General features: G+C 64.8%; 16 protein-coding genes. 9 read left to right on the plus strand and 7 right to left on the minus strand.

Annotation, left to right across the window (positions count from 1 at the left end; translation table 11 throughout):
- Positions 1 to 5 precede the first annotated feature (5 nt).
- Positions 6 to 788 (minus strand): substrate-binding periplasmic protein, encoded by a 783-nt coding sequence (locus J0909_RS03995; protein WP_207260697.1) that lies wholly within the window; start codon positions 786 to 788, stop codon positions 6 to 8.
- Between the two features lie 120 nt (positions 789 to 908).
- On the opposite strand from J0909_RS03995, the gene J0909_RS04000 reads away from it, so the two are divergent.
- Complete coding sequence (locus tag J0909_RS04000) at positions 909 to 1,301, plus strand: 3D domain-containing protein (RefSeq protein ID WP_207260700.1); 393 nt, start codon at positions 909 to 911, stop codon at positions 1,299 to 1,301.
- 142 nt (positions 1,302 to 1,443) lie between these two features.
- Entirely contained in the window at positions 1,444 to 1,653 is a 210-nt protein-coding gene (locus J0909_RS04005; protein ID WP_353616733.1) for a DUF4911 domain-containing protein, read from the plus strand.
- Between the two features lie 27 nt (positions 1,654 to 1,680).
- Here J0909_RS04005 and J0909_RS04010 read toward each other — a convergent pair whose 3' ends face one another.
- Genes J0909_RS04010 through J0909_RS04020 form a run of 3 tightly spaced genes read right to left on the minus strand, consistent with a single transcriptional unit; the run spans position 1,681 to position 3,573 of the window.
- Positions 1,681 to 2,058, minus strand: coding sequence for a PqqD family protein (locus J0909_RS04010; RefSeq protein WP_286181756.1), 378 nt, complete (start codon positions 2,056 to 2,058; stop codon positions 1,681 to 1,683).
- On the minus strand, positions 2,036 to 2,965 hold the full coding sequence (locus J0909_RS04015; protein WP_207260708.1) for a hypothetical protein: 930 nt from the start codon (positions 2,963 to 2,965) through the stop codon (positions 2,036 to 2,038). The genes J0909_RS04010 and J0909_RS04015 overlap by 23 nt, the downstream gene beginning before the upstream one ends.
- A 2-nt stretch (positions 2,966 to 2,967) precedes the next feature.
- On the minus strand, positions 2,968 to 3,573 hold the full coding sequence (locus J0909_RS04020) for a hypothetical protein (protein WP_207260711.1): 606 nt from the start codon (positions 3,571 to 3,573) through the stop codon (positions 2,968 to 2,970).
- A 423-nt stretch (positions 3,574 to 3,996) separates the two neighbouring features.
- On the opposite strand from J0909_RS04020, the gene J0909_RS04025 reads away from it, so the two are divergent.
- The 7 genes from J0909_RS04025 to J0909_RS04055 all read left to right on the plus strand — a co-directional run bounded on the left by J0909_RS04025 (position 3,997) and on the right by J0909_RS04055 (position 17,268).
- A complete protein-coding gene (locus J0909_RS04025; protein ID WP_207260714.1) occupies positions 3,997 to 4,656 on the plus strand; it encodes an ABC transporter permease in 660 nt (219 codons plus the stop codon).
- Positions 4,657 to 4,665: 9 nt separating this feature from the next.
- Positions 4,666 to 5,430 (plus strand): ABC transporter ATP-binding protein, encoded by a 765-nt coding sequence (locus tag J0909_RS04030; RefSeq protein ID WP_207260716.1) that lies wholly within the window; start codon positions 4,666 to 4,668, stop codon positions 5,428 to 5,430.
- Positions 5,431 to 5,433: 3 nt separating this feature from the next.
- Entirely contained in the window at positions 5,434 to 10,317 is a 4,884-nt protein-coding gene (locus J0909_RS04035; RefSeq protein ID WP_207260718.1) for an FtsX-like permease family protein, read from the plus strand.
- A complete protein-coding gene (locus tag J0909_RS04040; RefSeq protein WP_207260720.1) occupies positions 10,314 to 12,314 on the plus strand; it encodes a DUF6785 family protein in 2,001 nt (666 codons plus the stop codon). Before J0909_RS04035 ends, J0909_RS04040 begins: the two co-directional genes overlap by 4 nt.
- A gap of 14 nt (positions 12,315 to 12,328) precedes the next feature.
- Complete coding sequence (locus J0909_RS04045; RefSeq protein ID WP_207260722.1) at positions 12,329 to 13,108, plus strand: substrate-binding periplasmic protein; 780 nt, start codon at positions 12,329 to 12,331, stop codon at positions 13,106 to 13,108.
- Between the two features lie 24 nt (positions 13,109 to 13,132).
- Entirely contained in the window at positions 13,133 to 15,088 is a 1,956-nt protein-coding gene (locus J0909_RS04050) for an OPT family oligopeptide transporter (protein ID WP_207260723.1), read from the plus strand.
- A gap of 242 nt (positions 15,089 to 15,330) precedes the next feature.
- Entirely contained in the window at positions 15,331 to 17,268 is a 1,938-nt protein-coding gene (locus J0909_RS04055) for a sigma 54-interacting transcriptional regulator (protein ID WP_207260725.1), read from the plus strand.
- Between the two features lie 195 nt (positions 17,269 to 17,463).
- Here J0909_RS04055 and buk read toward each other — a convergent pair whose 3' ends face one another.
- From buk to J0909_RS04070, 3 genes are all read right to left on the minus strand, one after another.
- Positions 17,464 to 18,549: a butyrate kinase gene (buk, locus tag J0909_RS04060; protein WP_207260728.1), complete on the minus strand. Its 1,086-nt coding sequence runs from the start codon at positions 18,547 to 18,549 to the stop codon at positions 17,464 to 17,466.
- Positions 18,550 to 18,568: 19 nt separating this feature from the next.
- Complete coding sequence (locus tag J0909_RS04065; RefSeq protein ID WP_207260731.1) at positions 18,569 to 19,486, minus strand: phosphate acyltransferase; 918 nt, start codon at positions 19,484 to 19,486, stop codon at positions 18,569 to 18,571.
- Between the two features lie 70 nt (positions 19,487 to 19,556).
- Positions 19,557 to 19,784, minus strand: coding sequence for a 4Fe-4S dicluster domain-containing protein (locus J0909_RS04070; protein ID WP_207260734.1), 228 nt, complete (start codon positions 19,782 to 19,784; stop codon positions 19,557 to 19,559).
- Between the last annotated feature and the right edge of the window lie 3 nt (positions 19,785 to 19,787).

The following is a 19,787-nucleotide window of genomic DNA, read 5'->3' on the forward strand; positions in this document are numbered from 1 at the left end:
AGGCGTCAGGGCGTGGCCTGCGTCTCGGCGGCCCTTTCATCGTCGTGCCAGCCGCCCTCGGCATGCAGTTCGCGCAACGCTTTTTCGAGCAGCGGCACTATGTCCGCGTTCTTCCTGTTGACGTAGTGGTAGAAAGGCGTCTGATACGCGGCTGGAACCATCATGCGAATGGAGCCGTAGCGCGCCCGGTCGTCGCGCAGGACCCCCTCGGCGCTTGACCGGCTGCCCAGAGCCAAGTCAATGCGTCCCGCCAGGAGCATGTCGAACAGCGTCTCATAATTATTGACTTTTTCCATAGGGCGATCACCCATGAGCTTTTCGGCCCAAAGGACTCCGCGCACCGCGCCCACGCGTAGGGAATCGAGCAAGGCCACCCGGTAGTCGCCGAAATCCTGGCCCCGGACCACGTAGGCCGCGCCGGTCAAATCCAGGAGCTTGACATCCACCCGAACCAGAGATGGATATGTCTCCTCCAGGCCCGGGATGCGCCCGACGTCGCCGTCGAGAAGGCCGTCCACGGCCAGGAGCAGGGAACGTTTCTGGGGCAGAGGCACGAACTCCACGGGCAGTCCGGCCCGTTTGTAGACCGCTTCGAGCCGAGTCCGAGCCTCCTGATGGATGCGCGCGTTCTGGGCGAAGCCGATACGGTACGGCTCCCGGGCCATGCCCGGGGCGGCCCACAGCAGGCAGAAGACGAAACAAAGAAGAAAGGACGCGTCAAAACGCGGAAATCGGCAGACCTGGGCATGGCTGAAAGCCCGTCCGAGGCGGAAAGCGGCGTTGATCACCTTGGAAACATACCACACCGAAGGCCGAACGCGCAAAGAGAACCTTGGGGCCGTGGCCCGCTCTCCCGCGCAAACCTGGCCGACTTGCCCATCCGCTCCCATCCGGGTAGAAAGAAACGAATGAAGCGAGTTCTCATCCCCCTGTTCGCCGCCTGCCTGCTCATCCTGCTCGGCTACGCCATGATCCGCCCCAACCGGGTGTTCTGGGACAGCATGGAGGTCACGGTCACGGCCTACAACTCCACCCGCGCCCAGACCGACGGCACCCCGCACCGCGCGGCCTGGAACAATCGCCTCAAACCCGGCATGAAGGCGGTGGCCGTCTCCCGCGATCTGCTCAAGCTCGGCCTGGACAACGGAACCGAAGTCTGGATCGAGGGATTCGACAGCCCCTACCGGGTCATGGACAAGATGAACCGACGATACGAACGGCGCATCGATGTCTATTTCGGCAAGGACGTCAAGGCCGCCCGCGAATTCGGCCACCGCAAGGCGCGGATATACTGGCGCTGACGACCGCCGCCCGGACGGCCGCTGAAAACGCATTTGCCTTTTCGCCCGACGAAGGCTAGACAGCCCCATGGCATCCCCATCCCGTCGAAAACCCCGAAAACGGGTCTGCCCCCCCGCCCCCGCGTGGTCCGAGCGGACCTACGTGCGCATCGCCCCCTCGGACATCGGACTCTTCCGCTTTCTCCTGGAAGGATACGACAACCTCGGCGTATTCACCGTGGTCAACAAATTCAAGGGGATACTGCTGCTGCGCTACAGCCCGCACCTGGGACGCGAAATGCGGACATTCCTCAAGGCCGCGGCCACGGAAATGAACGTGGACGTCCTGCCCTCTCCGCGCAAGGCCTCCTGATGCGGCCCCGCGCCGGATACGACGCGCTCACTTCAAGCCGATGATACCGCGCTGGCCGATGGTTTTGATGAAGGCGGTCACCGCCAATTCGGCCTCACGCAACTGAACCTGGTAGGCCTCGGTAAATTCCCGGGCGATGTCGCCGACCGAGCGCTCGCCGTCGATGCGTCGCCAGACGAAGGCGCCCATTTCGTCCAGATCCACCCGCTTGATCATGGGTTTGCCGTCCCACAGCCCCACCCGGTCGGCCAACCGTCCGAACCACGGCTTGACCGCCAGGGGATAGGCCAGCCGCACCAGCCCGTCGGCCTGCCCGGTTTCCTCCACGGCCCGATTGCGCACCGGAACCATATTCAAGGCCTCGGCGCGGGATATGACCGGCTCAGGCCGCTTCTTCCGGAACAAGGGCGAAACTCCCGCAGATATCGTTGAAGATGGACGGGTCAAGGGACGCGATGCCCGTGGCCGTGACCGCCAGCAGCGCATTGCCCGCATCCGTGAGCCATGCCCGGCCGCAGGTGCGGACCTCCCGACGCAGGGACCGGCGCAACAGCGAGGTCCTGGCCGCACCGCGCCAGGAAACAACACCCGGCCCATTCTCCGCGGGGACGCGGGCGGGCGGGGCATGAGCCAGGCGTTCGCGGCACCAGTCCTCCAGGGTCGTGCCCTTGAGCAGGGCCGAGGCCGGGGCGAAGCGTTCGAAATCGAGATGCGCGCCCGGCCCTTTGCCCAGGGGGGCGCGTCCGGGATTCCTGCCCGAGGCGGGCCGCCAGTAGGCCACCCGGTAATGCCCGGGGCGGAAAGAAAAGGTGTCCAGCAGGAAATCCGAGGGGACGCGCGCGGTCAGGCCGAACAAGGTCCAGGGCGCGGTCTTGCCGCCGGTGTGGTCGCGCAGGGTGGCCAGGATCTCGGCGGCCACGGGCTCGTCGTCTTCCCGGCGGATGAAGAACTGGACCAGACAGGCCAGCCCCGTGCCCGGATGATGCAAAGCCGCGCCCAGACCGCGATGGCCGTCGGCCCGCCAGAGAAAGCTTTTGGACCGCAGGCCAGCCTCGGCCAGCCGGGCCATGGCTCCGGCCCAGGCGGGCGGGGTCTCCGCGTCGTCCACGCCCCGGACCTCGGCGGACTTGTTGCCACGGGTCAACTTCCCGATATGCTTGTCAAAGGAGAAGGTTCCCCGGACGCGGTTCCACTTGAGTTCGCAGACCGGGCCGTCCGCGTCGGCCAGCAGGAGACCGTCCCGCTCCACGGCCGAAGGCTCCCAACCGGAGGGCGCGACCAGTCCGATGCCGTTCCAAGCGATGGAGGTCATGGCTAATGCGGCATATAGGCGTCCAGGGAATGAATCTTGGTCATGCCCCTGCCCATGCCGCCTCCCTGCTCGGAGGCTTTGTAGCACGCGTATTCCTCGTCCAGGAGGGTCTCCTGGGTCATTTTGATGGAAACTCCGGGCCGTATTTCCCTGTCCCGGCTCCACATGAGCACCAGCGAGACGCGCCCGCCCTTGCCGTCTTCGAAGGACCACTGCCAGGCGATGACGTTGCGGAAGGCGTCGCCCTCGTATTTGTCGGGCTTGCCGAAGGCGGCCTCATAACGGTCGTAGAGCTTGTTGAAGAGCCCCTGGCCCCGGTCGTGAAACTTGAGCTTGATGCGCACCAGCCGTCCTTCACTCTTGCAGTTGCCGAAGGCCAGGCTGCCGCCGCGCACCCCGGGCAGGGCGTCGGGCTTGAGCTGGGCCTCGGACAGAAACGGCGCGTCGGACACGGAGACGGCCCGCTCCATGCGGCAGTAGCTCTTATAGTGTTCCACGGGCTCGCCCAGGGTGAACCCGGCCAGAGTGGAGGGGAATCCCTCGGCGGCCTGGGCGGGCATCGAAAACAGGACCGTCAGGGTCATGATCAGGAAAACGATTCTTCGCATAGATACGTCGCTTTGCTTGGATTAAGGCTTGTCCGCAAAATGGACACTCCTTATGATTAAACAAGATCGCTCCTCTAGGCAACCGCAAGAGGCGAAGGCGAACCGGACATGACCGCAAAGCGCCCCTTTTCCCACTGTGGCCGCACGGGGCGAAAGAGCGTCATGCGGGAGCCGGGCTCCTCTCCCTTTGCGGGCAACACCGGCGGCCACGGCCGGCCCGTGGGTCGAGCTTGATTCCAACCGCATCTTCTCCTGTTCCCGACCGCCGAGCTCCCTTCGTCCAGGGCGGGCTGGCTCCGGCCGCAGCGTTGCGACAACGGTGTTATTTCCGTCCACAGATTCTTCTTTCCGCTTGTTTCCGACAGCCCGAAACAGTATGCTGAGAATGAACGAATCCAGCCAGTTCGAACACAAAGGACGTCAATGAGCAAACCGGGACGACTCATCTCGCTGCCATTCTCGAAATCCGTCGAGATCAGTTACAAGAGCCTGAAGGTGCGCTTTTTCCGTTCCATGATCACGGTCTCAAGCCTGGTTCTGGCCGTGTCGTTCCTGAGCTTCGTCCTGGTCAACCTGAACATCGCGGAAGGCATACTCCTGCATGGCGGCCGGGATGCGGCCCGGGCCCTGTCCCAGGCGGGCTTCGACGTGGACCTGGCCCAGGGGGCCGTGGCCATGTCGGCCAAGGAACGCTGGATCGTCATCCTGTCCCTGCTGGTCTGCGCCGTGGGCATCGTCAACGCCCAGCTCATGTCCGTGACCGAACGGTTCTCGGAAATCGGGGTCATGAAGTGCCTGGGTGCGCTGGATTCCATGATCCTGCGCCTCTTCCTGCTGGAGGCGGGCATGCAGGGCCTGGCCGGGGCCTTTGCGGGGGCGCTGCTCGGCTGCCTGTTTTCCCTGTTGGCCGGAGTCGTGCGCTTCGGCTTCGCGGCCCTTTCGAGCCTGCCGCTCCCGTCCATGCTCGGTTCCCTGGGGCTGGCCACCCTGGCGGGCTGCGGCCTGAGCCTGCTGGGCGTGCTCTACCCGGCTTGGCTGGCGGCGCGCATGGACCCCATCAAGGCCATCCGGGCGGAACATTGAGGATATCTTATGAGTGACGGCAAACGCACCATTGTCCGCGTCATCGGCGTAAAAAAGACCTTCACCATGGGCAAGGTGGAGCTTCAGGCCCTCAAGGGCGTGGACCTCGAAATCTTCGCCGGGGAATACATCTCCATCATGGGGCCGTCCGGCTCGGGCAAGTCCACCCTGTTCAACATGATCGGCGGCCTGGACAAACCCACCGAGGGCAAGGTCTTCATCGACGAGGTGGACATCTCCCAACTGGACGCCTTCGAACTGGCCTGGCTCAGGAACCGCAAAATCGGCTACATCTTTCAGACCTTCAATCTCATCCCGGTGATGACCGCTCTGGAGAACGTCACCCTGCCCATGACCTTCGCGGGCATGAACGCGGACGACGCCCAGGAAAAAGGCATCGAGCTGCTCAAGCTGGTGGGGCTGGGCGAACGATTCCAGCACAAGCCGCTGGAACTGTCCGGCGGCCAGCAACAGCGCGTGGCCGTGGCCCGATCCCTGGCCAACGACCCGGCCATCGTCCTGGCCGACGAGCCGACCGGCAACCTGGACCTGTCCACGGGCGAGGAAATCATCGAGCTGTTGCAGATGCTCTCCCAGGAGCGCGGGGTCACGGTCATCTCGGCCACGCACGACTACAAAATGCTCAACGTGTCCGACCGCGTCGTCTGGGTGCGCGACGGCCAGGTGGACCGCGTCGAGCGACGCGAGGAACTGGACATCTCCATCGGCGGAATCGGCGAAAAGCTGACCGGCCACAGGACTCCCGGGGCATAGTTCATGACCCGGCGCGGCCCGCAACTCTTCACCGCCCTCCTGGCCGTTTTCCTGGTCGCGGCGTCCGTGCGCCCGGCCCTGGCCGACGGTGCCGACTTCCTGCGCCGCCTGAGCGCGCTGGGCGACCGATCGCCGGGCAGCACGGGCGTGGCCCGGGCCGCGGACATGGTCGAGGCCGAATTCGCACGCCTGTTTCCGGACGGAACCTTGGGGCGCCAATCCTTCCACCTGCCCGTGCAGGTCCAGGAGGGAGCGACCCTGACCGTCAAGGCCACAGGCGCGGTCGAGTCCCTGCGCCAATTGCGGGCCAACGCCCTGTCCCCCGGCGCCGTGGCCCCGCCCGGCATCGACGGCCCCCTGCTCTACGCGGGCCCGGGAACCGTGGCCGACTTCGACGGTCTGAACGTGGAGGGGGCCCTGGTCCTCATGGACATGGACTCGGGCAAGAACTGGAACAACGCGGCCATGCTCGGCGCACGCGGGTTGATTTTCGTGGGCGAGGGCGGGGACGGCGGCGCGGCCCCCAGGCCTCGCTTCAGTTCCAAATTCGAGCTCACCCCGGTGGACTTTCCCGTGTTCTGGCTCGCCCGCGAACGGGCCGAAGCCCTGTTCGGGCGAGACCTCACGACCAGGGGGCCCCACGAACTCGGCCAGGGCAGGCTGACCTCCCGGGGCAAGTGGCGCAACGAACGGTTGCAGAACGTCTATTGCCGCATCCCCGGCACCGACCCGGAACTCTCCGGGCAGACCGTAATCCTGGAGGCGTTCTACGACTCCACAGCCCTGGTGGAAGGGCATTCCCCGGGCGCGGACGAGGGCGCCTCCATCGTCGCCCTCATGGACCTGGCCGCCGACCTGGCCGCACACCGCCCCAAACGCTCGGTCCTGTTCCTGGCCACGGCGGGCAAGTCCTCGGCCCAGGCGGGCATGCGCGAATTCACCTGGGCCCTGGTGACCAAGGGCAAGGCCCTCAAGGCGCGGCGCGACGGGCTTCGAGAGCGGGTGACCGGCACGGAGCGCACCCTGGCCCTGCTCCGCTCGCCCCAGCCCCTGGCCCCGGCCAACCTGGCGGACCCGAACGACGCGGCCCGGCTCAAGCGGGCGCTCAAGGCCGTGGTCCGCAACCGCGAGGACGACATCACCGGCGAACTCATGCGCCTGCGCCTCCTGGCCGGAGAAGAAGCCGCCGACCAACAACGCATCCAGACCCTGGCCGACGAGCGCATCAAGCTCAAACGGCTGACCTGGATCAGCTCCACGGTGGACGACTACCCCTTGCCCGAAGCCGAACGGACGGCGCTGAAGCGGTTTTTCCAGCCCGCCGCGACACTTCAGACCGCCATCCTGGCCGACGCTTCCGGCCAGCTCGAAGACATCGCCTCGGCCCGGGCCGTGCGCGACGCCTTGGGCGAGACCGCCATCGCGGCCCATGTTTCCCTGTACCTTTCCTCCCATGGCGACGGGCTGGGCGGATTCGACCAGGGTTGGCTCATCGACCTCAAGCCCGACGTCAACCGGACCGGTTTCTTCCGCCCACTGGACACGGTCATGAAGGGCGCGGTGGAACGGCTGAAGGGCACCGATCCCGAAACCGCGCGCCTGTTCCACGACACGCTCCGGCCCGGCAAGCGCGCCTGGCAAAGCTATCTGCCCGACCGGCCAGACCTCGGCGGCGAACCCATGGCCCTGGCCGGGCTGCCCGGTTTTACCCTGGCCACGGTCCACGACGTGCGCCCGGCCTGGGGCACTCCCTACGACCGGTCCGGCCGCGTGAATTTTCCCTTTCTGAAGAGACAGTCCCGGTTGGTCAGGGCCCTGGTCGGCGCCCTGACGAACGAGCCCCTGGCCGACGCGGGCAAGCGGGCCAAGAACGATTTCGTCACCGTGGAAGGCCGCGCCAACCTGTTGCGCAAGGGCGAGATCTTCCCGGACCGGCCCGGAACCGGCACCGTGATCCTGGCCTTCCAGTGGCAGACGCGCAACTACGGCATGGTCGATACCCAGGGCAATTTCCGCATTCCCGGCCTGGCGGGCAAGAAGGTCAGCTATCACAAGGCCGTGCTGGAGGCGTTCAGGTTCAACGACGAGACCGGCTTGGCCGACTGGGCCATCGACAAACCCAAGACCGGTCGGGACATCTACCGGCTGAAGCTCTCCCGCGCCGTGCAGGCCACCGATCTGGTCCTGTTCGCCTGCACCCAGACCACCCTCTTCGACATGTTCGATCCCCGGACCTTCAAGTACCTGTACCGGCCCACGCTCATCGACGGCCGCACCGAGGCCCCGCCCGTGAGCTACTGGTACAGCCGTCTGGACACCCGCTCGTCCACGCTGGGGACCATCTTCCTGGAGCCGGACACCCCGATCAAACTGACCCTGTCCGATACCGTTCTGGAAAAGAAGGTCCTGCTGCTCAACGCCGACCCCGAACATCCGCAGGGGCGGGGCTACGTCGCCCGCCGCTGGCCGGTCATCCCCCTGACCGAATTCCGGGCGGCCCGGGACATGTGGACCCTGCTCGGCCCGCGCATCGACAACCTTGAGGAAAAGGGCATCGTCAATGACCGCATCCGCCTGCTGCGAAAGGAGGGGGACGCCCAACTGGCCGAGGCCGAACGATTCCGGGAAACCCGGCAATGGGACAAATTCATCGAGGCCTCCCGCGCGTCCCTGTCCAAGGCGAGCCGGGTTTACAACGACGTGGACAAAACCCAGCGCGACGTGCTTTTCGGGGTGCTCTTCTACGTGGCCCTGTTCGTGCCCTTCGCCTACTGCATGGAACGGCTCTTTTTCTCCTTTGTGGACATCCGGAAACGGATTCTCGCCTTCCTCGGCTTCCTGGTCCTGATCATCGGAGTCATCTACCTGGTCCATCCCGCTTTCCAACTGACCTATTCGCCGCTGGTGGTCATCCTGGCCTTCTTCATCCTGGCCCTGTCGCTGCTCGTCTCCCTGATCATCTTCTTCCGTTTCGAGCGCGAGATGGTCGAACTGCAGAAACGGTCCTCCCACGTCAAGCTGACCGGAATCAGCCCCATGGCGGCCTTCGCCGCCGCCTTCGCGCTCGGCGTGGGCAATCTCAAGCGGCGGCCCGTACGCACCTTCCTGACCTTTGCCACCCTGGTCATTCTGACCTTCACCATCATGAACTTCACCACGGTCAAGTCCGTGCGCCAGGCCGGATGGGCCCGGTTCAACGACCACGCATCCTATGACGGGCTGATGGCCAAGTACATCAACTGGCAGGATATTCCGGTGGAGGCCCTGGCGGTCATGCGCAACGCCTTCTCCGGCTCCGGAGTGGTCGCCCCGCGTGTCTGGTACGACACCGGGCTTACCTCGGACAAATCCCGCGCCCCGCTCATCCCCGTGGTCCGCAACGGCAAAGAGGCCCAGGGACGCGGCCTCATCGGGCTGTCCTGGCGCGAACCGCAGGTCAGCGGGCTCGACCGCATCCTGATCAAGGGCCGCTGGTTCAAGGAGGGCGAACGCGAGGCGGTCATGCTGCCCAAACGCATGGCCGAGCGCATCGGGGCCGACCCGGACGATCCCACGCGCAACAAGGTGGTCCTCTGGGGCCTGCCCCTGACCCTGGTGGGCGTATTCAGCGACGATGGGCTACGCGACAACCCGGACCTGGACGGCGAGCCGGTCACGCCCATCGTCTTCCCCAACCAAGCGGCGACCCAGATGTCCGAGGTGGAGGCCGAGGCCATTGAAAACGGCGACGACGTCATGGCCGCCGAGTCCCGCTACCAGCACATTCCCGGCTTCGAGACCGTCATCATGCCCGCCGAAATCCTGCTTTCCCTGTCCGCAGGCCGCCTCAAGGGCATCGCCGTTCACCCCGACACCGGCCAGAAGGTGGACGACGACCTGGGCGACCGCTTCGGCCTGCTCCTGTTCAAGGGCGGGCCCGAAGGCACGTCGTTGTACTACGCCTCGGACGCGGTCAACTATTCTGGTATGGCCAACATCCTGATACCCCTGGCCATCTCCATCCTGATCGTGCTCAACACCATGATCGGATCGGTCTACGAGCGCCGCCCGGAGATCGCGGTCTACACCTCGGTGGGCCTGGCCCCGCCCCACGTGGCCTTCCTGTTCATCGCCGAATCCCTGGCCTTCGCGGTCATCTCCGTGGTGATCGGCTACGTCCTGGCCCAGACGTCCAGCGCGTTCCTGGCCGGGACGCCCCTGTGGGCGGGCATGACCGCCAACTATTCGTCCACCGCGGGCGTGGCCGCCATGGTCCTGGTCATCGGCGTGGTCCTGGTCTCGGCCATCTACCCGGCCCGGGTGGCGGCCAACATCGCCATCCCGGACGTGAACAAATCCTGGACCATGCCCGAGGCCGAAGGCGACCGCATGACCGTCATCCTGCCCTTCCTGATCAAGATGAACGAAATGGCCTCGGCGGGCGGCTTCCTGCGCCGTTACTACCTGGCCCACCACGACGTCTCCCACGGGGCCTTCTGCACCGACGACATGCGCTGCAATTTCCTGGATCTGGAACAACGGGAGCAGTCCACCGGCCTGTTCTCCGGCGCGGACCGGGACATCCCCCTGCCCGACGACCTGTGCTTCTCCATGGACCTGCGCGTCTGGCTGGCCCCCTTCGATTTCGGCGTGCGCCAGAAGGTCCGGCTGGTCTTCTGCCCGTCGGACATCTATGCGGGCTTCCGGCAGATCAAGGTGCTCATCGACCGCGAGGCAGGCGAATTCACGGCCTGGAAAAATCTCAACCGCAATTTTATCAACGACCTGCGCAAGCAATTGCTGGCCTGGCGCTCCCTGGACGACGAGGCCGTGGTCCACTACGCCGACGACCTTGATGCCGAACGGTTGCGGCAAGAAGCCGGGCAGGACGCGGAGGAAGAGGCATGAACGGACGACTGCGGCCGCGCGCGCTGCTCACCGGGCTTCTCCTCGGCCTGGTCCTGTGCGTCTACACCCCCTACAACAACGCGGTCCTGGGCGGCGTGCCCCTTGGCGGCGGCCACTTCCCCCTGGCCCCGTTCTTCATCCTGGCCTGGCTTTTCGTCCTCGACGCCGGGGTCGCGCGCCTGACCCGCAAGCCGCCCGTCCTCTCCGGAGTGGAGCTCCTGGTCGTCTGGCTGATGATGACCCTGTTTTCGGCCATCGGCTACGCCGGGCTGAGCGAGACCTTCCTCGTCAACGTCACCGCGCCCCAGCGCTACGCCCGGGACGCCTACCGCTGGGCCGAGGTCCTCGGCCCGCTGTTGCCCGACGCCTGGTTCCCCCACTCGGCCGAGGCCGTGCGCCAGCTTTTCCAGGGAATCAAGGGCGGCCGGGACATGTCCGTGTTCCAAATCCTGTCGGCCATCCCGTGGGGCGTGTGGCTGCCGCCGCTGATCGTCTGGTCCCTGTTCATCCTGGGCGCGTATTTCGTCATGGTCTGCCTGACCGTCCTGTTCGGCCGCCAGTGGGTGGTCAACGAGCGGGTCAATTTCCCGCTGTTGCGCGTGCCTCTGCTCATGGGCGAGGCGCTGGACCAGCGGCAACTCTCCTCCTGGTGGACCGACCGCTTCCTGCTCATCGGCCTGGTCCTGGCCGGGGCCCTGCACCTGCTCAACGGCCTGCACTTCTACTACCCATCCGTTCCGCAACTGCCGACGCTCGTTCTGGCCGGGTCCTATTTCCCCAAGTTCGGGCTGTTCTCCGGGTTCTACAAGCTGAAGCTCTATTTCATCCCGGCCTTCGTCGGCTTCGCCTTCCTGACCACCCGGCAAATCTCCTTTTCCATGTGGTTCTTCCACCTGGCCGCCGGGCTGCTCTTCGGCCTGCTCTACGTGCTCGGCTGGCAACTGCCCGAGGCCGCGCTCGGCACCACGCTCGGGCCCGATCTGGCCCGGCCCGAGGGCGCGCAGACCATCGGGGCCTATGCCGTCTTCTTCGTCTTCCTGCTCTGGCTGGCCCGGTATCACCTGAAGGAAACCTTCGGCCGCCTCGTCCGGCCGTTCCACCGGGGCGACGAGTCCCCGCACGGGACGCCGCCACGGGAGTGGGGACCGCCCGTCTGGCCGCTGGCCGGACTCGTCCTCGGAATGGTCTTCCTCACGGTCTGGTGCCGCTGGTTCGGGCTGCCCTGGCTCGGGGCCGTCCTCCTGCCCATGGCCTTCATGCTGGTCATGCTGGTGGTCAGCCGGCTGGTCTGCCAGGGCGGTCTGCCGTATTTCACCCTGACCGCCGCTCCGTCCGACGGGATCGTGGGGCTGTTCGGCACGGGTGTCCTCGGCTCGGCGGGCGTGGCCGCCACCGCGATCATGCAAAAAGTCCTGTTCCTGGACGTGCGCGAGGCCGTGGCTCCAACCCTGTTCCACGGAGCCAAGATCCGCGAATCCGCCAGGCCGGACCGGCGCAACCTGGTGCTCGTGGCCATCGGCCTCTCCCTGGTCCTGGCCCTGGCCGCGGCCTTCGCCACCATGCTCTACCTGGGCCACCGCTACGGGCTGCGGGAATTACGCCTGGACTGGGCCACCCAAACCGTGCTGGCCAACTTCGAAAACGCCCAACGGCTGGTGGACCAGCCCGTGGGTCCCAACCGCTGGTTGATGACCTATGCGGGCTTCGGGGCCCTGGTCATGTTCGCGCTCATCTACTGCTACTACAAGCTGCCCTGGTGGCCCCTGCATCCGCTGGGTTACCTGGCGGCCTACTCCGCGGGCATGAAGATCCTGTGGTACCCCTTCTTCCTGGGCTGGCTGTGCAACCATCTGGTCCTGCATTACGGCGGCACCCGGCTCTACAACAAGGTCCGCTTCCTGTTCATCGGCCTGATCCTCGGCGACTTCCTCATGGGCGGCATCTATGCCGTCATCGGCATGTTCTCCAGCCAGGCGTATGCGGTCTTTCCCCTGTAATCATGAGAATGCCCATGCGATTTCTCTTCAAAATACTCCAACTTTCCTTCCTCTTGCTGCTCGTCGAGAGCGCGGGCTCTCCCGGCCTGGCCGCCGAACTGCCCAAGACCGCCGAACTGGTCATGTTCATCGCCCACGCGGATGTGCCGCCCTATTACCTGAACACCGCCCAGGCGCGAGGCAACGGCATCCTCATGGACGTGCTCCGGGCCGTGGTCAAACCGCTGGGCTACACGGCCACTCCCCGGCTGTTGCCCGACAGACGCGGCTGGCGCATGCTTGAACACGGCGGCGTGGACATCTACGCCACGGCAAAGGAATGGGTCGCCGCTCCGGAACGCTTCCTGTGGACGGACGCCTTCATGCCCAACGAGGACGTGCTCCTCTATCCCGCGACGAGCACCCTGCGCTACACCGGGCCGAAATCCCTGTACGGCAAGACCGTGGCGGGCATCCGGGGATTCTTCTATCCCGCCCTGGCAGGACACTTCGGTCCAGGCGGGATCACGAGGCTGGACACCACCTCGCCCCAGGCCCTGCTCGAACTCCTGCGGCTGGGACGGGCGGACGCCGCTCTGGTCAACCGTACGGAAATACTGTGGATGTTCCGCAACCTCCCGAATCTGCAACCGACCCTTTTCCGCATTGATGAAACCCCCGTGGGCACGGCGGAATTCCGCTTCCTCTTTCCCAGGGGGCGGGGATGGGAGCCCTTCATCGACCTGTTCAACGGCCGCCTCCGGGAGATGAAGCGGGACGGCAGCCTCAAGGCCATACTCGACCTCTACCGTTAAGCCGGATCAGCCGGAGCGAAACCTATGTACGACGACAAGGAACTGCAAGAATACCGGAACCTGATGCAGCCGCCGGAGAAGTTCGAGGAGGGCTTCGACTGGAAGGCCATCGTGGGCGCCATATTCATCGGCTTCTTGATGATGCCCGGTTCCATGTACCTCCAGTTGGTCATTGGCCAGGGCATCGGCCCGGCCGCCCGATGGGTGACCATCATCCTCTTCGCCGAGATCGCCAAGCGCTCCTATACCCACCTGAAGGAACAGGAAATATTCCTGCTCTACTACATGGCGGGCGCGGCCCTGGCCTCGCCTTTCCAAGGGCTGCTCTGGAACCAGTACCTGGTCCAGTCCGACGCGGCGCGCATGCTCGGCCTGACCGAGTTCATCCCCCACTGGGTGGCCCCGGCCCTGGGCTCCGGCTCCTATCTGGAGCGGACCTTCCTGCACCGCGACTGGCTCATCCCCATTCTGCTGCTCATCGGCGCGCAACTGGTCCAGCGAATCGACCATTTCGGCCTGGGCTACTCGCTCTACCGCATCACCTCGGACGTGGAGAAACTGCCCTTCCCCATGGCCCCGGTGGGGGCGCTGGGCACCATGGCCCTGGCCGAATCCACCGAGGACAGGAAAACCGGCTGGAAGTGGCGTGTCTTCTCCATCGGCGGGGTCATCGGCCTGGCCTTCGGCTTTTTCTATGTGCTCCTGCCCGCCCTGTCCGGGCTGCTCTTCACCGAGCCCATCCGGCTTATCCCCATCCCGTGGATCGAGCTGACCCGGCACACCGAGGACGTCCTGCCCGCCGTGGCCACGGGCATCCAGTTCGACCTCGGCCTGGTCTTTATCGGCATGGTCCTGCCGTTCTGGGCAGTCATCGGCGGCCTGCTCGGGCTGATCGTGACCATCGTGGCCAATCCGATCCTCTACGCCCACGGCATCCTGCACCGCTGGCATCCGGGCATGGCCACGGTGGAGACGGTCTTCGCCAACAATTTCGATTTCTACATGAGCTTCGGCATCGGACTGGGGCTGGCCATCGGCGCGGTGGGCGTCTACCATGTGGTCCGGTCCTTCAAGAGTTCGAGCGGCGGCCTGGATTTCTCGGCCCTGTTCAACCCGCCCCAGGGACGCGGCGACATCAACTTCTGGGTGTCCATCGGCATCTACGTCTTCTCCACGCTGTGCTACATCGCCTTTTGCCTCTGGCTGGTGCCCAGCTTCCCGTGGATCTTCTTCGTCCTCTATGGCTTCATCTACACTCCGGTCATCTCCTACATCTCGGCGCGCATGGAGGGCGTGGCCGGACAGTTCGTGGCCCTGCCCATGGTCCGCGAGTTCTCGTTCATCGCCGGGGCCAAGTTCTTCGGCTATCACGGGCTCGAAATCTGGTACGCGCCCATCCCGTTCCACAACTACGGCGAGGCCACGGTCCAGTTCCGCCAGATCGAGCTGACCGGCACGTCCCTGCGCGGGATCATCAAGGCGGAAATCCTGGTCTTCCCCATCGTCATGGTATCCTCCCTGCTCTTCTCCCAGTTCCTCTGGCAGCTCGCGCCCATCCCCTCGCCCGAGTATCCATTCGCCCAGGAGCTGTGGCACCTCCAGGCCCTGAACACCCTGCTCCTGCAAACCTCCACCCTGGACGGCAACTCCCTGTTCTTCGAGGCCCTGTCCGGCCCGGTGGTCCTGTCCGGCCTGGGGCTCGGGCTGATCCTCTACTCGGTGCTCAACGTGCTCGGCCTGCCCGTGCTCCTGGTCTACGGCGTGGTCCGGGGACTGGGCCAGTCCACGCCCCACGGCATGCTCCTCGAAGTGATCGGCGCCCTGCTCGGCCGCTTCTATTTCCTCAAAAAGTACGGCACCAAATGGCGCCACTACGCCCCGGTCCTGCTGGCGGGCTTCTCCTGCGGCATGGGGTTGACCGGCATGTTCGCCATGGGATGCACGTTGATCATGAAGTCGCTCGGCCGACTGGCCTACTAAGACAGTCGCAATATGCTGTTTTAAATAAGTTTTTTATCTTTTATAGCAAGAATGCCGGACGCATCCCGGCGCGGGTCCGCCGACCGCCGAAACAACTGTTGCCAAACCATGCGTTTATACCATGGGCATTGAATCGGCGGACGTTTTCCTGTAACATCCCTTCGACTCCATGGCGGTGTAATACGGCTCGTCCAAATCCTTGCAAAAGGACGTGCGACGGGCTGCAAGGAGGGAACCCATCCGTGAGACACAGAGCATTACTTATTTCGACTTCCGAGACCCTGAGCCGGGAGGCCGCAAGGGTCGCCAAGGGCCTCGGACTGCAATTGGACATCCGCAAGGGGGGCCTGCTGACCGACGGCCACCTGTACGCGCTGGAACACCAGAGCGAATACGACGTCTTCCTTTCTCAGGGCGGAACCGCCCTGCTCATGGAAGAGATGTTGTCCAAGCCGGTCATCTCCATCACCATCTCGGTGGTGGACTACGTCCAGGCCCTGAACAAGGCCAAGAGCTACGGCCACAAGGTGGCCCTGGTCAGCTACGACTGTCCCTTGCTCAAGGAACTGGAGAGCCTGGCCAAGTTGACCCCGGATTTCGACTTCAGCGTCTTCTCCTATTCCAACAAGGACGACTTCCAGGAGCAGATCAACAAGGTCTTTTCCCTGAAGGACCACACGGTCATCGGCCTGGGCGGGTGTACCTGCGACCACGTCCAGAAGCACGGCGTGGACTACGTCATGATCAAGTCCTCCCGCGAGAACGTCCGCAGCGCACTCATAGCGGCCAAGAACATCATCGACCTGAACTACAAGGAGCGGCTGACCGCCAACCGGGTGACCAACATCCTGAACTATTCCAGCGAGGGCATCTTCTGCGTGGACAAGGACGGCAACATCCCGATCATGAACTTCGCGGCCGAGCGGATCTTCAACGTCACCCAGGCGGATGTGGTCGGCAAGCCCCTGGCCTCGCCCGAGGTGCCGAGAATCTTCCGCGACATTTACGGAGACGGAAGTTTTCTGGTCAACGAAACCGTGGTCAGCGGCGAGAGTGCCTTCATGGTCAACCGCATCCAGTTGAGCATCAACCGGCGCATCGAGGAGACCCTGGTCACCTTCCAATCCATCTCGGACATCCAATCCCTGGAACGCAAATCGCGCAACGCCCTGCGCAACGCGGGCCTGGTGGCCAAGAAATCTTTTGCCGACATCACCTACAGCAGCCAGGCCATGCACGAATGCGTGCTCAGGGCCCGGCAGTTCGGCTCCACCGACGCGGCCCTGCTCATCGAGGGCGAGACCGGCACGGGCAAGGAGCTCTTCGCCCAGGGCATCCACAATTCAAGCCCCCGGAGCAAGGGGCCGTTCGTGGCCGTCAACTGTGCGGCCCTGCCCGAGAGCCTGCTGGAAAGCGAACTTTTCGGCTACACCAGCGGGGCCTTCACCGGAGCGCGGAAAGGCGGCAAGGCCGGGCTCTTCGAACTGGCTCACAACGGGACCATCTTCCTGGACGAGATCGGCGACATCTCGCCCATGATCCAGAGCCGCCTGCTGCGCGTACTCCAGGAGAAATCCGTGCTCCGCGTGGGTGGAGACCGCATCCTTGACGTGAACACGCGCATTGTGGCCGCCACGAACAAGGACCTGCTCGGCATGGTCGAAAAAGGCGACTTCCGCAGCGACCTCTACTACCGGCTCAACCTGCTCAATCTGAACATCGCCCCGCTCAGGGAGCGGCCCGAGGACATCGAGACCCTGGTCTGCTACTTCCTGGCCACCAAGGGGTCCATGTACGGCCTTGAGCCCGGCAAACGGCTATCCGCCCGCACCCTGGACATGATGCGCGAGTACGACTGGCCGGGCAACGTCCGCGAACTGGAAAACTTCATGGAAAAATTGCTCATCCTCCAGCCCCTCGAAAGCAACCTGGACTATGCGGCCATGAAGCTGCTGGCCGAACGCACGCACCGGAGCCGGGGATGCGCCGACCCGGCCGGGCAGGACGACGCCCCGGGTATGCTGACCATCCACGTGAGTTCCCTCAAGGACATGGAAAACGAAATCTTCAACAAGATGCTGGACCGCATGGGCGGCAACCAGACCCGGGTGGCCCGCCGCCTGGGCGTCAGCCGGGTGACCGTCTGGAAACGGCTCCAGGATAATCAGGTCCGCCAATAGCCCGAAGAAAAAGAAAACGGCCGGAACGATCCTGTAGATAATCGTTCCGGCCGCGAAATCCCATCCCATGCTCAGGCTGTAAGGGGTCTTGCCGTATGTCGGGATGGGGCCGGGCGGGCGGCCCTCTCTGGATGCCTGGCGGAATCGTCAGAGCGAGGTGCGGAGCCGTCCGCCGGGGGGTGGGTTATGGTTAAATCAATCGGACAGGGTGAATTTGTGGGCCTCCTCCTGGCCGCGCAGGACTCTGAGCGCTCCCAGGGCCAGGGCCTGCAACTCGTCTTCGCCGGGCTCGATGAAGATCGGCCCCAGGAAGGCGATACGCTCCCTGATCCATCCGGTCAGCCGTTCGGAGTAGGCCACCGCGCCGGTGATGACCACTCCGTCCAGGCCGCCGTGCAGCACGGTGGCCAGCCCGCCGATGGTCTTGGCCGTCTGGTAGGCCATGCCCTCGTAGACCAGCGCGGCCTCGGCGTCGCCCGCATCGATGCGGCGCTCCACCTCGATGGCGTTGTTCGTGCCCAGGTAGGCGACCAGGCCGCCCTTGCCCCGCGTCCGGCGGGTCAGGGATAACCTGTCGAACTCGCCGGAAAAGGCGCTGTCTATGAGCTGACGCACGGGCAGTCCGCCGGACCGCTCGGGCGAATACGGGCCTTCTTCGTCGGTGACCACGTCGATCATCCGCCCATTCTTGAGCACGCAGGCGCTGATGCCGCCACCCATGTGGCAGACCACGAAGGAGCACTGCTCGAAGGACTTGCCCTCGCGCTCGGCCACGCGCCGGGCCACGGCGCGCATGTTCAACACATGGCAGGAGGCCCGCCGCTTCATCTCGGGCAGGCCGCTCAGGCGGGCGATGTCCTCAAGCTGGTCCACGACCACGGCGTCGTAGATGTACGCCGGAATCCCCTGAGCCTGGGCGATGTCGTAGGCGAGCATGCCCCCCAGGTTGGAGGCGTGGTCGTCGATGGGACGGTCGCGCAGGAATTCAAACATCTCGCGGTTGACCTCGTAGGCCCCCTGGCGGAGGGGAGGCAGCTTGCCGCCCCGGCCGGACACGGCGCTCAGGGACGCAAGGTCCACGCCGTTGTCGGCCAAGCACTTGAGGATGGCCTCGCGGCGCATGGGGAACTGCTCGGTCATGCTGTTGGTGAACCGGGCCAGCTCTTCGGCCGGATGATCGACCTTGTGCTCGAAGCGCAGCCTGTCGTTGTCGAAGACCGCGATCTTGGTGGAGGTCGATCCAGGATTGATGGTCAGTATGGCATATGAATCTTGAGACACTGATGGCTCCTGTCGAACGTTAGTTGTCGCCGAGGGTCGCGGACGCGGCCAGGACCAGGGGCCAGTACTTGTCCTGGGTGGCCGCCGCCCGCGAAGTCAGCACGATGGGGCCGCGCCCGCCGATGACGATGCCCGCGCTGCGGGAATGCCCGGCATAACGCAGGGCCTTGATGAGCACGTTGGCCGCGTTGATGTCCGGGCAGGCCAAAAGGTCGGCGTCGCCCTGGATGGGGCTGTCGAACCTTTTGATCTTCGCGGACTCGGGGCTCATGGCCAGATCATAGGAAATGGGGCCCTCGACCACGCAGTCGCCCAGTTCGCCGGCCGCTCCGGCCTTCTTGATCTCCACGGCGTCCATGGTGGCCTGCATCTTGGGGTTGGGAACTTCGGTGGAGGCCAGCACGGCCACCTTGGGGGAGACGAAGCCCATGGCCTTCATGGTGGCCACCGCGTTGCGGATGATCCCCTTCTTCTGCTCCACGTCCGGGCTGATGTTGATGGCCGCGTCGGTCAGGCCGAAGAGCTTCGGATGATCGGGCAGTTCGATGACGCTCAAGTGGGAAATGAGATTCCCGGTACGAAATTCCGCTTCCTTGCTGAACAGGGCCTTGAGCATGTTCCCGGTGGGGATGTTGCCCTTCATCAGGAAATCGGCCCGGCCCGATGCCAGGGATTGTCCCGCCAGGACTGCGGCTTCTTCCGGGGAGGCGGCATGCTCGATGGCGAAGTCCGCCGGGGACAGGCCGAGAAGTTCCAGTTGCTCGGCGATGACGTCCTTGTCGCCGAACAGTACCGGGGTGATCAGCCCGTCTTCCCGGGCGTCGCGCACGGCTTCGAGCACATGACTCTCGGTGGCGTTGATCACGGACACCGTCCGCGCGCCCCGGCCGCTGTTGCGCACCTTGTCGGCCAGTTGTTCCAGGGTGGTGTATGACATGAATTCCTCGTGATATGGATCCCGGGGCCCCATGCGGCGGGGCCCCGGAAGACGGCTCGGCCGTCGGTTGCTATGCTTCTTCGGACAGGGACAGGGCCAGGTCCGGGCAGACCATGACGCAACTGTTGCAGCCGATGCACCGGTCCAGGTGCTTGGGCGAGGACACGACGTATCCGGCCGCGTTGAGCTTGCCCTCGAACTCGAAGACGTCCTTGGGGCAGGTTTCCTTACAGTAGCCGCACCCCTTGCAGCGCTCTTCCACGATGGTGATCTTGAACTTCTTCTTGGCTTCTTCCATGGT

The organism is Desulfovibrio sp. Huiquan2017 (assembly GCF_017351175.1).
In the GTDB taxonomy this organism is placed as follows: Bacteria; Desulfobacterota; Desulfovibrionia; order Desulfovibrionales; family Desulfovibrionaceae; genus Pseudodesulfovibrio.

Excerpts from the sequence above, each read along its gene's own strand:
- J0909_RS04015 (WP_207260708.1), bottom strand. The coding sequence starts at position 2,965 with ATGACCTCCATCGCTTGGAACGGCATCGGACTGGTCGCGCCCTCCGGT.
- J0909_RS04065 (WP_207260731.1), bottom strand. The coding sequence starts at position 19,486 with ATGTCATACACCACCCTGGAACAACTGGCCGACAAGGTGCGCAACAGC.
- J0909_RS04050 (WP_207260723.1), top strand. The coding sequence starts at position 13,133 with ATGTACGACGACAAGGAACTGCAAGAATACCGGAACCTGATGCAGCCG.
- J0909_RS04040 (WP_207260720.1), top strand. The coding sequence starts at position 10,314 with ATGAACGGACGACTGCGGCCGCGCGCGCTGCTCACCGGGCTTCTCCTC.
- J0909_RS04035 (WP_207260718.1), top strand. The coding sequence starts at position 5,434 with ATGACCCGGCGCGGCCCGCAACTCTTCACCGCCCTCCTGGCCGTTTTC.
- J0909_RS04020 (WP_207260711.1), bottom strand. The coding sequence starts at position 3,573 with ATGCGAAGAATCGTTTTCCTGATCATGACCCTGACGGTCCTGTTTTCG.
- J0909_RS04070 (WP_207260734.1), bottom strand. The coding sequence starts at position 19,784 with ATGGAAGAAGCCAAGAAGAAGTTCAAGATCACCATCGTGGAAGAGCGC.
- J0909_RS04000 (WP_207260700.1), top strand. The coding sequence starts at position 909 with ATGAAGCGAGTTCTCATCCCCCTGTTCGCCGCCTGCCTGCTCATCCTG.
- J0909_RS04045 (WP_207260722.1), top strand. The coding sequence starts at position 12,329 with ATGCGATTTCTCTTCAAAATACTCCAACTTTCCTTCCTCTTGCTGCTC.
- J0909_RS04030 (WP_207260716.1), top strand. The coding sequence starts at position 4,666 with ATGAGTGACGGCAAACGCACCATTGTCCGCGTCATCGGCGTAAAAAAG.
- J0909_RS04025 (WP_207260714.1), top strand. The coding sequence starts at position 3,997 with ATGAGCAAACCGGGACGACTCATCTCGCTGCCATTCTCGAAATCCGTC.